Origin of the sequence: Deinococcus phoenicis (assembly GCF_000599865.1) — a bacterium.
GTDB lineage: Bacteria > Deinococcota > Deinococci > Deinococcales > Deinococcaceae > Deinococcus > Deinococcus phoenicis.
On the sequence record NZ_JHAC01000093.1, the window covers coordinates 112,501 to 125,000 of the forward strand.

General features: G+C 65.8%; 15 protein-coding genes (1 of these 15 running past the window's edge). 8 read left to right on the forward strand and 7 right to left on the reverse strand.

All coding sequences use genetic code 11. From position 1 onward, the window contains the following. The 6 genes from DEIPH_RS18205 to DEIPH_RS18235 form a co-directional block, all read left to right on the forward strand. Window positions 1–305, forward strand: the 3' portion of a protein-coding gene (locus DEIPH_RS18205; protein WP_235183292.1) for a hypothetical protein. The gene continues 88 nt to the left of window position 1, outside the view; the window shows 305 of its 393 coding nt (coding positions 89–393); the start codon falls outside the window, past its left edge; it ends in the stop codon at window positions 303–305. A 516-nt stretch (window positions 306–821) separates the two neighbouring features. Then, window positions 822–1,349, forward strand: coding sequence for a hypothetical protein (locus tag DEIPH_RS20740; protein ID WP_235183293.1), 528 nt, complete (start codon window positions 822–824; stop codon window positions 1,347–1,349). 4 nt (window positions 1,350–1,353) lie between these two features. Beyond that, complete coding sequence (locus DEIPH_RS18215) at window positions 1,354–1,815, forward strand: arsenate reductase ArsC (protein ID WP_034361000.1); 462 nt, start codon at window positions 1,354–1,356, stop codon at window positions 1,813–1,815. A 98-nt stretch (window positions 1,816–1,913) separates the two neighbouring features. Then, complete coding sequence (locus DEIPH_RS18220; RefSeq protein ID WP_034361002.1) at window positions 1,914–2,393, forward strand: MarR family winged helix-turn-helix transcriptional regulator; 480 nt, start codon at window positions 1,914–1,916, stop codon at window positions 2,391–2,393. Then, window positions 2,387–3,370, forward strand: a complete 984-nt coding sequence (arsN2, locus tag DEIPH_RS19495; RefSeq protein WP_081791001.1) for an arsenic resistance N-acetyltransferase ArsN2 — start codon at window positions 2,387–2,389, stop codon at window positions 3,368–3,370. Before DEIPH_RS18220 ends, arsN2 begins: the two co-directional genes overlap by 7 nt. After that, entirely contained in the window at window positions 3,370–4,551 is a 1,182-nt protein-coding gene (locus DEIPH_RS18235; protein WP_034361005.1) for an MFS transporter, read from the forward strand. The genes arsN2 and DEIPH_RS18235 overlap by 1 nt, the downstream gene beginning before the upstream one ends. 60 nt (window positions 4,552–4,611) lie before the next feature. Here the strand turns inward: DEIPH_RS18235 and DEIPH_RS18240 are convergent, their stop codons facing one another. Continuing rightward, window positions 4,612–4,959, reverse strand: coding sequence for a response regulator (locus DEIPH_RS18240; RefSeq protein WP_081791002.1), 348 nt, complete (start codon window positions 4,957–4,959; stop codon window positions 4,612–4,614). 483 nt (window positions 4,960–5,442) lie between these two features. On the opposite strand from DEIPH_RS18240, the gene DEIPH_RS18245 reads away from it, so the two are divergent. Next, entirely contained in the window at window positions 5,443–6,684 is a 1,242-nt protein-coding gene (locus tag DEIPH_RS18245; RefSeq protein WP_034361006.1) for an MFS transporter, read from the forward strand. A 2-nt stretch (window positions 6,685–6,686) separates the two neighbouring features. On the opposite strand, the gene DEIPH_RS18250 is transcribed toward DEIPH_RS18245, so the two are convergent. Beyond that, complete coding sequence (locus DEIPH_RS18250) at window positions 6,687–7,712, reverse strand: glycosyltransferase (protein ID WP_034361008.1); 1,026 nt, start codon at window positions 7,710–7,712, stop codon at window positions 6,687–6,689. Between the two features lie 424 nt (window positions 7,713–8,136). Here DEIPH_RS18250 and DEIPH_RS18255 point away from each other — a divergent pair, with 424 nt between their 5' ends. Further along, entirely contained in the window at window positions 8,137–9,228 is a 1,092-nt protein-coding gene (locus DEIPH_RS18255; protein ID WP_034361010.1) for a transposase, read from the forward strand. A 109-nt stretch (window positions 9,229–9,337) separates the two neighbouring features. Here DEIPH_RS18255 and DEIPH_RS18260 read toward each other — a convergent pair whose 3' ends face one another. The 5 genes from DEIPH_RS18260 to DEIPH_RS20045 all read right to left on the reverse strand — a co-directional run bounded on the left by DEIPH_RS18260 (window position 9,338) and on the right by DEIPH_RS20045 (window position 11,601). After that, window positions 9,338–10,069 carry a hypothetical protein gene (locus DEIPH_RS18260; RefSeq protein ID WP_034361012.1) on the reverse strand — a complete coding sequence of 244 codons (732 nt, stop codon included), beginning with the start codon at window positions 10,067–10,069 and terminating at the stop codon, window positions 9,338–9,340. Window positions 10,070–10,157: 88 nt separating this feature from the next. After that, entirely contained in the window at window positions 10,158–10,400 is a 243-nt protein-coding gene (locus DEIPH_RS18265) for a hypothetical protein (RefSeq protein WP_034361014.1), read from the reverse strand. Continuing rightward, window positions 10,390–10,806 (reverse strand): DUF5348 domain-containing protein, encoded by a 417-nt coding sequence (locus DEIPH_RS18270; protein ID WP_034361016.1) that lies wholly within the window; start codon window positions 10,804–10,806, stop codon window positions 10,390–10,392. The genes DEIPH_RS18265 and DEIPH_RS18270 overlap by 11 nt, the downstream gene beginning before the upstream one ends. 139 nt (window positions 10,807–10,945) lie before the next feature. Continuing rightward, window positions 10,946–11,344, reverse strand: coding sequence for a type II toxin-antitoxin system VapC family toxin (locus tag DEIPH_RS18275; RefSeq protein ID WP_034361018.1), 399 nt, complete (start codon window positions 11,342–11,344; stop codon window positions 10,946–10,948). After that, window positions 11,341–11,601, reverse strand: coding sequence for an AbrB/MazE/SpoVT family DNA-binding domain-containing protein (locus tag DEIPH_RS20045; protein ID WP_152545036.1), 261 nt, complete (start codon window positions 11,599–11,601; stop codon window positions 11,341–11,343). Before DEIPH_RS20045 ends, DEIPH_RS18275 begins: the two co-directional genes overlap by 4 nt. Window positions 11,602–12,500 lie beyond the last annotated feature (899 nt).

Sequence of the window (12,500 nt, forward strand, 5' to 3'; positions counted from 1 at the left end):
TCGTGCTGATCGCCCGCAGGCACCTGCCCGTCTCCAGCCTGCCGGTGACCATCTTCCTCCTGGGTCTGGGCGGCGCGGTGCTGGGCCTGCTGTTCACCTTCCGGCTCATCGCCCCCGCCATCAGCCGCAAGCGCGAGCATGCTCTGGTTCAGATCCTCGCCAACGTCACCGCCGGAAAGTACCCGGCCGCCCCGGACGAGGTGTGGCTGTTCAAGCGCCGTGGCTGGTGGACCCGAACTCGGGAACTAACCCCGCTCGGCGAGGCCGTGCTGGCTCAGGGCAGGGGAGAGGGGCACCCTGCCTGAGGCACCACGCCCGCTGCCCGCTGATCACCGTGCATCCCGACCTCACGCGGAACGCCTGGGGTGCGACTTTCCACGGGGACGAGGCCGAGCTCCACACCCTTGGGAGCGACACGATCCTGACCCGCTTCACGCTGCACGTCGGTGGTCAGGAGGCCGGGGAGGAGGTGCAGCGCCTCAACCCGCCGGCCCGCGTGCCGCTGGCGGACCGGGACGGCGCCCTGTTCGACCCGAAAACGAGCGCCGACCACCCCAGGGGAACCTGCACGCGACCGCCAGCGGCACTGCCCACGCCCACATCATCTGGACGGACGGCAGCCTCACGGTCGTGGCTTACGACTTCCTGGCCTCCCACACGCTTCCTGACCCCCTGCGCAGCCCTGCACTTCCTCGCCGAACAGGTGGGGCTCACACGTCCTGATGCTCGGCACCTGTGAGAAGGTTCAGCCGGACGCCCCGCACCGCCCTCGGGTCCAACATGGGCGCCTGAGAGCGGCGCTGGATGGAAAGCGGATGGGCGTGCAGCGCTTTCTGTCCCCTGAGATTCCCTCCCAGGACAGGAGCGCGAGCCTGTTCCACCTCCTGCCCACCCTGCACCGTGGCTGGCTCACACTGCTCGCCAGCCTCCAGGATGCCTACACGGGCACAGCCAACGCCAACCGGCTCCTGCCCGCGAAGGTGCCGGATACCATCCTGACCCAGGTAGGCCCGACATGCCCACCGCTGTGGATCCCTGGGGAACCCCGGTACCGCCAGCGAACCCTGCACACCACGGTGGGTCGCTGGGAACTGACGATGGTGACCGGCGAGCGGGCCTACACCTACGCCTTCACCATACCTGGTGTCCTTGACCACCTTAAGGCCCTCTCCCATGAAATCCGCCTCGCCATCCTGCACGACGCTGAGCTGGTCGCGTCCGAGCAGCGGGGCAAGAACACCTCCTCCACCCTGTGTGAGGACCGACTCTTTCCGTCGGGTGGGGCACGGCTGACGGGGATGCTTGCGGATGGGGCGCACTCGACCCATCAAAAGAACTCCATATGCTGAAGGCGTGACCCGCGTCCTGATTCTCTGCACCCACAACAGCGCCCGCTCTCAGATGGCGGAAGCCCTCACCCGTGAGGCAGCCCGAAAAGTGGGCCTCGACCTGGAGGTGCACTCCGCCGGAACGGAGGCCACGCGGGTGAAGGACGACGCCAAGACCGTCATGGCGGAGATCGGCCTGAATCTGGACGGCCACACCAGCAAGACGCTGTACGACGTGCCGGACCCGCAGAACTTCGACTACGTGGTGACGGTGTGTGACAGCGCGGCGGAAGCCTGCCCGGTCTACCCCGGCAGGACCACCCGCCTCCACTACCCCTTCATGGACCCCAGTGGGGGCAGCCTGGACCGCTGGCGGGCCGTACGTGACCAGCTCGCAGAGCAGTTCACGGCCTTCGTCCAGGCGCTCGAAGCAGGTCAGCCCGTGCCGCCCGCCTACCAGGCTGGCCCTGCCGTCCACGTTGCCTGAGAGCTTGCACCTCCGCTCTCCCCTGGGCTGCCCGCAGTCTGTTGTCTCCCTCAACTGTTGCTCTTGACAACAAAGTGGGGGAAGCCTACAGTCAAGCCATGACTGTTGCCACTGACAACAAAACCGGGGAGGCTACGCAGGCAGGGGCGCTCCTCCGCACCGTGACGCGGCTGTTCGGGGAGTTACAGCAGCGGAACTTTGCCTGCTGCGACGTACAGTCCGCCACGCAGTGCTCGATCCTGACCACACTGGCGCGGGAGGGTGACCAGACCCTCACCGCCCTGACCCGGACCCTCAACCTGGACAAGGCGTGGCTGAGCCGCAGCACAGATGACCTCGTGGAGCAGGGCCTCCTCGCCAAGACGCCGCACCCCGGCGACCGCCGTGCCCTGCTGCTGCGGCTGACCGATGCCGGGCAGAGCGCGGCCCGTGACCTCGACGCGCAGCTCAACACCCAGTCCGCCCGCGTGCTGGCCCGCCTGCCGGAGGAGGACCGCGCCGCTGCCCTCCGGCTCCTCACCAGCCTGGGTGCCGCGCTCCAGGCGGAACTGAACGGGGAAGCAGGATGCGGATGCTGACGCGCCCAGCGACCCCCACCGACCTGCCCCGCATCGAGGCGCTGCTCAACGCTCTGAGCCTGCCCCTGGCGGGAGTGGCCGACCACCTGGAAGACCTGCGGCTGGCGGAGGACGGGTCCTCCCTCCTCGGCATGGCGGGCCTGGAACGGCACGGGCGGGTCGCCCTCCTGCGCTCCGTGGCCGTCACGCCCGCCGCCCAGGGGCAGGGGCTGGCCGCCCAGCTCGTCGGGGAAGTGCTCGACCACGCCCGCGCCCTGGAGCTGGAGGAGGTCTACCTGCTCACCACCACCGCCGCGACGTACTTCCCGCGCCTGGGCTTCACGGAAGTGCCCCGCGTAAGCGCCCCCGCCGCCCTGCTGGCCTCCCGCGAGTTCCAGGACGCCTGCCCCCAGACTGCCACCCTGATGCACCTGCCCCTGAAGGAGCCTGCCATGACCCAGACCATCCCCGGCCTCCAGAACCACGTGACCACCCATGAATTCCTGGCCGCCCTGCGCGCCGAGTCGCAGCGCCCACTGGAGTTCTGGCTCCACGGGGAGCGGCTCGTGCCCGCTGGCTACCACGTCACGGAGGTCAAGGCCGTCAGCATCGAGTCGATGGACTGCGGCGGCAAGGCGAACGCCTGGCGGGAGACGGTCATCCAGCTCATGGACGGCACGGCGGAGGAGGCCAGGGCAGGCTTCATGACCAATCGCAAGTTCCTGGCCATCTACGACCGGGTGGCCCAGCGCGTCCCCGTGTCCAGTCAGGCCGAGGTGCGCTTCGAGTACGGGAACAGCGCCCTTCCCGCCATGCAGTACCACGTCGCCGGGCTGGAGATCCTGCCGGGAAGCCTCCAGGTCCACCTGCGGGCGCCCGGCGTGCAGTGCAAGGCTTCGGACGCCTGCGGCACACCTGCCACCGGGATCAACGCCTCCTGCGCCCCGGAGAGCGGCTGCTGCACGCCCGCCGCCCCGGATCTCATCACCCTCGGCTGATGCCCTCCCTACCCGCGTCCACACGTCCCCTCGTGTGGACGTTGGCTTTGCTGAGCACCGTCAGCTATGGGGCCTTGTACTACGCCCAGCCCCTGCTCGCGGTGGCCACCGAACACGCCCTGGGATGGAGCCGGGTGCAGACGGGCCTGGCCTTCACGCTGGCCCTGCTGGTGACGGCCTTCCTCGCCCCGGCGGTGGGGCGCGCCCTGGACGCGCGGGGAGGGCGGACGCTGCTGACGGGAGGGGCCTTCCTGGGTGCCCTGGCGCTGCTCACGCTGGCCCTGACCTCCAGCTACCCGCTGTTCATCACCGGGTGGCTGCTGGCCGGGGTCGCCATGAGCCTGACCTTCTACGAGGCGGTCTTCACGGTGCTGGGGCAGCAGGTGCAGGGGGCGGCCCGCACACGGGCTACCCTCACCATCACGCTGATCGCCGGGCTGGCCAGCACCATCTTCGTGCCCCTGACGACCGCCCTGCTGGAGGGGGGCGGCCTGCGGGTGGCGTTCGTCAGCCTGGCCGCCCTGCTGTTGGGCGTCGGGGCGTTGACCTGGCGTGTGCTTCCTCCCAGGGCACGGAAGGAACGTGATGTCCAGGTCGTGCCGTTCACGCCTGACTCGCCCTTTGTGCGCCTCACGCTGGCCTTCACCCTGGCGCGCGTGGTGACCGTGGGTGTGGGGCTGCAACTGGCTCCCCTGCTGCTGGCCGCCGGATACCGTCCGGCGCTCGCGGCGACGCTCACGGGGCTGCTGGGACTCGCGGCCCTTCCAGGCCGCGTGGTGTTCGTTCCCCTCCTGGCACGGGTGGGGGCGCTCCCCCTGACCGTGGTCTTGCTGGCACAGTTGGGGCTGGCCTCCCTGCTGCTGCTGTTCACCCACTGGCCGCTGCTAGTAGGGCTGGGCATCGTGGCCTTTGGGCTGGCCAGTGGCGCGCTGACCCTGGCGCGGGTGGAGGTGCTGCTCCGGCATTCGGGGGCGGCGGTGTTCGGGGCGGCGAACGGGTGGATGGCGCGGCCCGTGAATCTGGCGCAGGCCTGGACACCGCTGGGAGTCGGCCTGCTGTTCACGTGGACGGGAAGGTATGCACCCGCGCTGCTGCTGCTCGCGGCTTTGGGCCTGTTCTCGGCGTGGACGCTCCGGACCCTCGCTCGACAGTCAAGCGTGGGCGTATCTGCGGACGTTTGAGGTGCCGCAGGCGCCCGGCTTAGCGCCCTTCACCGTTTTCCAACTCTAGTGCGACCCCTCCTAGGGGGACGCGAGGCGGCGAGTGCCGCCACTCGCCGTGGCCAGCCAGCGTCGCCCCAGTGCGTTCAGCGTTTCGATCAGATCCTCAAACTCGCTCGGCTTCAGGATGTAGTCGTCGGCACCAGCAGCAGCGCACGTCGCCCGGTCGCTCGGTTCGCTCGACGTGGTGAAGACCACCACCGGCACCTCACGCAGCGCCGCGTCCCCTTTGACCGCCCGCAGAACCTCATGCCCGGTCATGCGCGGCATGTTCAGGTCCAGCAGCACCAGGTCCGGCAGGTGTTCGGTGTGGCGCAGCAGTTCCAAAGCTTCCTGACCGTCGCGGGCCACACTGACCGCGCACTGCATGTCGCTCAGCTCGGCCTCACGGTAGCAATGGAACGGTGAACCGGCCTATCGCCCTTTTTATTCGTGCAGCACATCCTCCGGGACACGTAAGGTGCGCAGCTTGCCCTGCTTGACCGCCTCGGCCAGCGTAAGGGCATACCGCCCCTCCAGGTGAATGTGCTCAAACCGCAAGGGGGACAGCCGCTCTACATCCTCTGGACAGGTGGGAGACGGTCCGTAGAACCTAATACCTGATCCCACCCCCCATCAATCCAGTCAACCGGCCGCACTTCTGGCGCACGATGCAAGGTGTCCAGTTGTTCTTCGCCCCGTCTTCCTGACAGCCCTGACTAACTTGGCGTCAGGACGAAGTCACGGCCGGGCGAATAGATTGTCGCAAGCCCGTCACGAATCCTGCTGTCTGGACATCAACACTCGAGGCGTCCCTGTTCAACTCCATCCGGCCGCTTCTCTTTTTAGTCTGGGGACGCTCACCATGACGGCATGCATCTCCTGATCGAAAATGCAGCTTTCCGCTGGTACTGGTTGGGGCGTGCCCTCACGTCGATCACGGACAGCTTCCTGTTTGTGGCCCTCCCCTTTGCGGTGTTTCAAGTCGTGGGGCAGGTGGACCAGACCGCACTGGCGCTCATCCTCACCTTGGGGGCTGTCCCGCGCTTCCTCGGGTTGCTGCTGGGCAGCCTGATTGATCGCCTGCCCCTGCGTGGGCCATTTCTCGGCAGTATTGCCACCCGCTGCCTCTCCCTGCTCGGCCTCGTCGGGGTGGTCTGGGGCCTACAGCATCGGCCGTTGTTGGGACTCTGGCTCCTCGGCGCGCTAGTTGTGATCAATGGCCTCAGTACCGTGATGACGACTACGGCGACCGGGGCCCTCATTCCGGCCCTGGTGGATGCCGACGATCTCCCCCGGGCCAACAGCTTGACCCAGGCTACGATGAATGCCGTGCCAATCGGAAGTTATGTGCTGGCGGGCCTGCTGATCCACAGGTTCGGAAGTGCCGTGGCCCTGTGGTGTGCCGCCCTGGCACTCCTGGGCAGCTTGCTGACCGGCAGCCGAATTCGCTTCCCCCTGCGAGAGGTCCGGTCGCAGGGGACGTTTCTGCAGGACGTCATCGGGGGCGCCCGGCTGGTCGTCATGACCTGGTCGCTGCTCAGCGTGATGCTGGTGGCGCTGTTGATCAACGGTCTGGTCGCCTTGCTCAATGTCCTGATTCCCCTGTCCATGTCGGTCAACGGTGCGGGCGCCCCGGGATATGGCGTCTTTGAGGCCTGCCTGAGCAGTGGGCTCCTGCTGGGTATCGTCTCGGCGGGGCTGCTCCCGAAAGGCTGGCCCCTGCCGGCGCGCATGGTGCTGGCCTTGTCGGTGGGTGTCGCCGCCTTCCTCGGCTTTGCCCTGGCGAGAGACGGCTCGCCGGTCTGGCTGTGGGCTGGAGCGGTGACCTTTGGTTGGTGTGCGGGCATGGCGACAATCGTCATCATCACAGTGCTGCAGTCGGCGGCCCAGGTCAGCGAGCGTGGCCGGGTCTTCGGGATGTTCGAAACCCTGAATGCAGTGGGAATGATCGTGGCGCCCGTCGCCACCAGCGCCGTCAGTCAACTGAGCGGTCCGGCTACCGCCTACGCGGGCGGGGGTCTGCTGCTCCTCCTGGCGGGCGTGACCTTCTGGGTGACGCGCGGGCACATGCATCGCCCAGAAACGGAAGGACTCACCGCCGAGCTGACCTGACCTCAACCAAGCGCCTCCAGCGCGCGGCATGCCCCGCCGCTGGCGGCACCCGCTTGCAGGGCCGTCCTGAGGCTGGGGGAGGCACGCAGGTGTTCACCGAGCACCTGCCGGGCTCCTGCCACGACGCCGGAGGCCTGCGCACACCGCGCTGCCCCGGCCGCGACCAGGCGCTGGGCAATGTCCTCCGTGCCGCTGCCGTTGGGAACCACGAGGTGCGGCACGCCGAAGCGCAGCCCAGCCAGCGCCGCGGTGGTGTGACTGTGTGACACCATCAGGGTTGCCCGGGGCAGGACCAGGCCCATAGGGATGTACGGTTGGATCAACACGTTGCCGTCTGTGGAGAAGGTCTCCTCCTCCTCATCGGAGCGAAAGGTATCGATGATGACGGCATACTGTTCCTTGAGGTCACAGGTCAGCGCCCAGGTGAACGACCCTTCGTCAAATGTCCGTCCGGGCTGCAGATACACCACTGGCCGTTCCTGCGCCCGCTCCAAAAAGCGGGCCAGGTTCTCATCGCCGCCGGGCGGTTCCCACCACAAGTCCCCGGCGTAGTGAACGTGTTCGGGAAGCACCGAGGCTTCCAGTTCCAGTTCGGGGACACTGCGCAGCAAAAAGACCTCTCCCGAGAAGTACTCCGGAGAGACGTGGTCTGGAGGGAGGCTTAGAACGCGTGTGGCGCGGTCGAAGATGTCGAGCAACTGGGTGTACCGCACGGCGGCGCGCGTTCCGGTCAGGCGGGCTTGCTCCAGATGCTCGCCCGACAGCGGAAACATCGGTGCGGCGAGGCCGATCACGCCCAGGGGGAGCCCCTGTTGCCGCGCCGTTAGGAGAGGCCCTAGCATCAGCTGATGCGTCAGGAGTAGGGTCGGCCGCGCCTGACAAAGGGCGCCGGTCAGTGCGTCGAAGTGGGCGGCAATGGTTTCCGGGCGGAACCAGTCCCCCGGGTCAAAGCTGCCTGCGGCCTCACCAAAGAGGCAAGGAAAATCCAGGTCCCGAAGGAGTTCGGTGGCGTCGCTGAAGAAGGTCACTTCATGTCCGCGCTCGCGCAGGGACAGGGCCAGCCGGATGCTGGCAAAGAGATAACCGGGACTACTCAGGGTACAAAGAAGAACACGCATATTGGCACCATGAGGAGGGCGCGCAGCTTGGCGCGCCCACGAGATGGATGTTTTGGAAGCGGTGTTCAGCCGCTCTTGGCGCCGCAATCGCCACGGCGGGCTTTGCTGGGCTTCACCACGTACTTCATCTGTTCACCTCCCTTCCCCAGTGCGTGAACGCCGTTCTCACGACGTGCAAAGGTTGGTGCCACGCGGTGCTGTGCCGTCTTTGGCCGCTTCCGCGAAGTAAAGGGGCAAGGTTTTCTTGTGATTGAACTTGAAGGAGGTACATTCCACTCAGAACTTGCACCTGAATAGGTAGCGAAAAGGCGCTCCCAGACGCGAGAAAGAGGATGTGTATGACCTCAAGCTTCGCGGGGAGCGCGCCTCCATTCTGGCAGACGCGCTCCTGTCTGTCCCAACCAGTCCGTATCAGCAGCGCAGCCTAGAGGCTGCGCTGGGCCTGTTTCTCGATCTGAAGACGAAAAAGGCGCTCCACCGGGCATATACGGTCAGTGCCAGCGCCCTGAGTCGCCTGCTGAACGTGTACGAGTGGGACACGGCGGAGTGCTGGACGACCCTGGTCCAGGCCCAATGGGACGCCCTGCTCTTGGCGGCTCGGCGCAAACATCATCCTCGCTTGCGGCTGTGCGTGGATCTGACCAGCGTCCCGAAGACGGGACGTGATTTGCCCTTCGTTCGTGTCTACAACGAGGTCTACGGCATTCATCTGGTGGTGCTGTACGCGGTGTATGGGGACCTGAAGTTCCCTGTGGGCTACCGGGTGTACCGGGGGAAGGGGACCCCTTCCCCCGTGCGTCTCGCCCTGGAGCTGCTCGCGACCGTTCCCGCCGAGGTGAGTCACCGCTTCGACGTCTGGGTCCTGGCGGATAGCGGCTTCGAGTCGGCCAACTTCCTTCAGGGTGTGCGGGACCTGGGCTTCGAGTTCGTGGTAGGCGTGCGTTCCACCCGGCGGACCGACCATCCCGGCCACGTCACCGTGGAGGACTGCGCGCATGGAAGCTGGATTCACCTGGCCAACTGGCCCTGGGAAACACTCACCCTGGCACGAGTCGAGCGGGGGGAGCGAACCTTTTTCTCAGTGGCCTCCCAACTGCTTCCGGGCGACCAAGTCGCCCGGGAGGGGGGAAGACGGTGGGCCATCGAATCGTTTTTCAAAGAAGCCAAGCACGGCTTTGGACTGAATCGCTTCGCCTTGCGGACGGCTCAGGGACTGGACCGCTGGGTGCTGCTCGTGTTCGCGGCCTTCACCCTGGCGATGCTCTGCCGAGCCGACACCCGCTCGCTGGAACAGGCGGCGGAAGTTGCTGCCCGGGTTGCCTTGCCACTGCTGGTTGTGCAGCGACTCGCTGCACAACTCTGGGAGGAGGAAGAATTCCTGCGCCAGCACGGCTATTCATTCACCCTATCTAGGTGCAAGACCTGAGTGATAGAGACAGAATAACAGGTGTGATGTGAAGAAATTCATGCTTGTCTGCCCCTCATTTCCTCTTCATCACAGTGGCACCTAACGTTGAGGCCGTCCTACCGGTACTTCATTCCGGCACCACCACCTCGAACTTCCCGAGGGGCACGCCGGGCGGCAGCTTGTCTTTGCGAACCTTCCGGGGCGGGTGGTGCTCGTGCACGCGATGTAGCAGACCTCGGATCACCACCACACCCACGCGCACGTTCTTGCGGAGTTCCCCCTCGGTCGTCGTGGCGTGCAGGCGGTAGGCACTCCCGGTGCTGCGCCTCACCGTGAAGCGGTGGCTGCGGCGGGCCTCTAAATAGAGGGTGGGGGAGATCGGCCCGCCTGGGGCAAGCTGCACGCCCCGCACCTCGACGACCTTCAGGCCGAGGTCCTGGAGCTGGCGGATAACCTGGGCGTACTCACTTGTGCGCTTCGCCTGAATCGCGGGCCATTCGTCCGCTGTGGCACTGCCCTCCAGGGGGAACTTGAACTCGCGGACCCGGTGACTCTCCCAGGCCTGGTTGACGTGCATCGCGCAGTGGTCCCAGACCTCGTTGAAGAGGGCGGGCATCCGACGCTCAGGGGCCAGCAGCAGCTTCGCATCCCGGTAGGCCTGCTCGATCTCCTGCACCTGCCGGGCATACCGCATGAGCAGGTGCTCGTCCTCGATCACGGCCAGGAAGCGCTCGAACTGCCATTCCCCAGGAGCGGGGCGCTCGCTCCCTTCCGCCCGCCACACGGCGTACCGGCGCAACTGGGTTTGCAGCGCCGCGAGCTGTGGGGTGGGGTCGGGGAGATCGGGGCTGGCGGGCATCAAGAATATGATAGGGAAAGTCCCTATCTTCCTCTCAAGACTGCCCGAGGGCCGAGCAGTCTTGCTTTCCAACTTAGGGGCCGCCCAGTTAAGAGGTCATCCGCTTCTTGATCGCCGCTGCCGTTTCCAGCAGCACGCGGCGTCCCTCCACCCAGTCCAGAACCTCTTGCCAGGCCTCGCGGGTTTCCGCGCTCTCCGCGTGTGTCAAACCTGAACGCAAGAAGCGTTCCATCCGACCCCATTCGGCCATCACCGCTGTCCGGGCCTCTTCGGACAGCGCGAGCCACTGCGACGTGCCTTCCCTGATCTCCTCTGGAATCTCAGCGGACACGGCCCGGCTCCTCTGGGAGACGCGGTGCTGTGGCCCTCAGCACACCCCGGGCGTGCAACAGGGCCAGCTCGCGTTCGTCGTCGCTGTACTCCTCCGGGTGGCTCACCATCTCGGCCAGTTCCTCGACCGTCCGGCGCAGCTTGCGAACCAGCGTTTCCTCCCGCTGTGCCTCTCCGGGCGGCCACCGCAGCTCTGCGGTGTCAGGCAGCCGGAGGCTCACCTGGTTGTCCCAGCCGCTTCCCAGGCGAAGATAGAAGACCCCGTACTGTTGGGCGTCCATCTCGAAGCGCACCGGGAGCCATCCCTGCTCCAGCGAGACCTCCAGCACTTGGCCGCAGGAGATGGGCTGGCCGCCGAGGTAGTACCGCCGTCCGCCGTCGTCATGCACTTCTTCCAGTCGTGCCATGTGGACCCTCCCTATCTCTCAGCTTAGTGATTTTGGGCCGCTTTGGATTGCATCCCCCTGTTCTCCCGGTTCGGCTCGTGGGCACTCGCCTCACTCTGGATTACGGGTAGATTCCGCCTTTCGGTTGCAGACGCAGGGTTTATCGAATGACTGTGACCTCAACGCTGAGACTCACGCTGTTCCAGGCCCGATCCGTGGTCAGGACCGCCACGCCCAGCCGTTGCCCCAGGGCTAGGCAGTAACGGTCGCCGAGAGACAGCCCAGCGCTGCGGGTGGTCGGGTACAGGTCGGCCACCGCTTCGGCGTCCTGCGGTTGCCCTGGGTCCACCGTCAGAAGCTGGCCCAGGATGCCGCGCTCGGTAAGCTGCCGGGTGACGTCCGAAGGTGTAGCGCCTCGACTGGCCAGCTTGGTCACGACTTCGGCCCAATTCACCGTGTGGATGGTTGCGCCTTGATTCAAGGCCGTGTCCACTCGTTCGGAGTCGGGTTCCCCCTGAAGCCAGGCTAAGAGGGCGGAAGCATCAAGGACGCTACTCATTCCCGTGCTGCCTCTTCATGCCGTTCCCGCACCAGTTCGTCAGCCAGGGAAACGCCGTCAGGAACCAGATGGGCGAACATCCCCCGCGCCGAGGCGACGGCGTGCCCTGCCGTCACAAGTTCTGCCTTACCCTTCTCCGTGACCCGTGCTATCAGACGCTCACCTGGCTCTATTCCCATACTCTGGCGAAAGGCTACCGGCAAGAACACTCGCCCGTTCTCCTTCACTTCTAAAGTGAATGCCTCTATTGCGCTCATGGGGCAAGCTTACCATTTCTGCCGTTGCCCCCCCTCTTGCCCCTGCTTTTAAACTACCTATAATAGAGATTAGACCAAGAATAAGAGGGAGAGGCAGCCGGGCTGGTCAAGGTGGGCTCAGACCTGAGATACCTACCGCAACGTGAGACTTGGCTGGAGCAGCAGTCCCAGCCCGTCCTCACCACAAGCGGCGTGTGGGTCCTCCGGCTCTCGCAAAGCCCGCGCTATGGTAGGGCGCGTGACGCGCTGGCGGGCTTTCGAACACGATGGAACCACCTTCGACCTGAGGCATCTGGACCCCTTCGAGTGTGACTTCGTGCAGCCCGGCAAGGACGGCAAACCCCCTGTGACGTATCCGGTGTGGGTCCATTTCAGCCACCATTGCTTCACCGAGGGGGTCAAGCTCGGGGATGACCCGGCGTGGCAGTACCGCCACGTGTCCAACCGGGACTTCCGGACGTTCGACGTGACGCGCTACGAGCTGTCTCGGCGCCTGCCAGCCCTGATCCGCGACCTGGTCGGCCGTAAGTGTTATCACACCGGGCATGGCAACTACTTCACCATTGAACTGATCGAGAATGGGGACAGGTGGAGTACGAGGTCTACTTCAAGCCGTACAGGGTGGGCAAGCAGTTGCGTCTCGTGGTGGAGAGCGCCTTTCCACGCGACCCCTCACGCCTGGCAAGCCGGCCAAAGACCAAGCCTGTGCGGTTTGAGATTCTGCTGCATAACACCCGAGTGGGCAAACACACCCGCGTGAGTGGTTGACGGCAGCAAACGAAAGGACCACCCGAAGGTGGTCCTGTTCACGGCAATGGAAGCTGAATCCTCTTGGGTATAACCACACTTGGGTGGAAGCCCTGGCGGGCGGGACTAGAGCACAACGGTTTCCCGGTTCA

Excerpts from the sequence above, each read along its gene's own strand:
- arsN2 (WP_081791001.1), top strand. The coding sequence starts at position 2,387 with ATGCTGACGCGCCCAGCGACCCCCACCGACCTGCCCCGCATCGAGGCG.
- DEIPH_RS18260 (WP_034361012.1), bottom strand. The coding sequence starts at position 10,069 with ATGCCCGCCAGCCCCGATCTCCCCGACCCCACCCCACAGCTCGCGGCG.
- DEIPH_RS18245 (WP_034361006.1), top strand. The coding sequence starts at position 5,443 with ATGCATCTCCTGATCGAAAATGCAGCTTTCCGCTGGTACTGGTTGGGG.
- DEIPH_RS18240 (WP_081791002.1), bottom strand. The coding sequence starts at position 4,959 with ATGCAGTGCGCGGTCAGTGTGGCCCGCGACGGTCAGGAAGCTTTGGAA.
- DEIPH_RS18275 (WP_034361018.1), bottom strand. The coding sequence starts at position 11,344 with ATGAGTAGCGTCCTTGATGCTTCCGCCCTCTTAGCCTGGCTTCAGGGG.
- DEIPH_RS18220 (WP_034361002.1), top strand. The coding sequence starts at position 1,914 with ATGACTGTTGCCACTGACAACAAAACCGGGGAGGCTACGCAGGCAGGG.
- DEIPH_RS18270 (WP_034361016.1), bottom strand. The coding sequence starts at position 10,806 with ATGGCACGACTGGAAGAAGTGCATGACGACGGCGGACGGCGGTACTAC.
- DEIPH_RS18235 (WP_034361005.1), top strand. The coding sequence starts at position 3,370 with ATGCCCTCCCTACCCGCGTCCACACGTCCCCTCGTGTGGACGTTGGCT.
- DEIPH_RS20045 (WP_152545036.1), bottom strand. The coding sequence starts at position 11,601 with ATGAGCGCAATAGAGGCATTCACTTTAGAAGTGAAGGAGAACGGGCGA.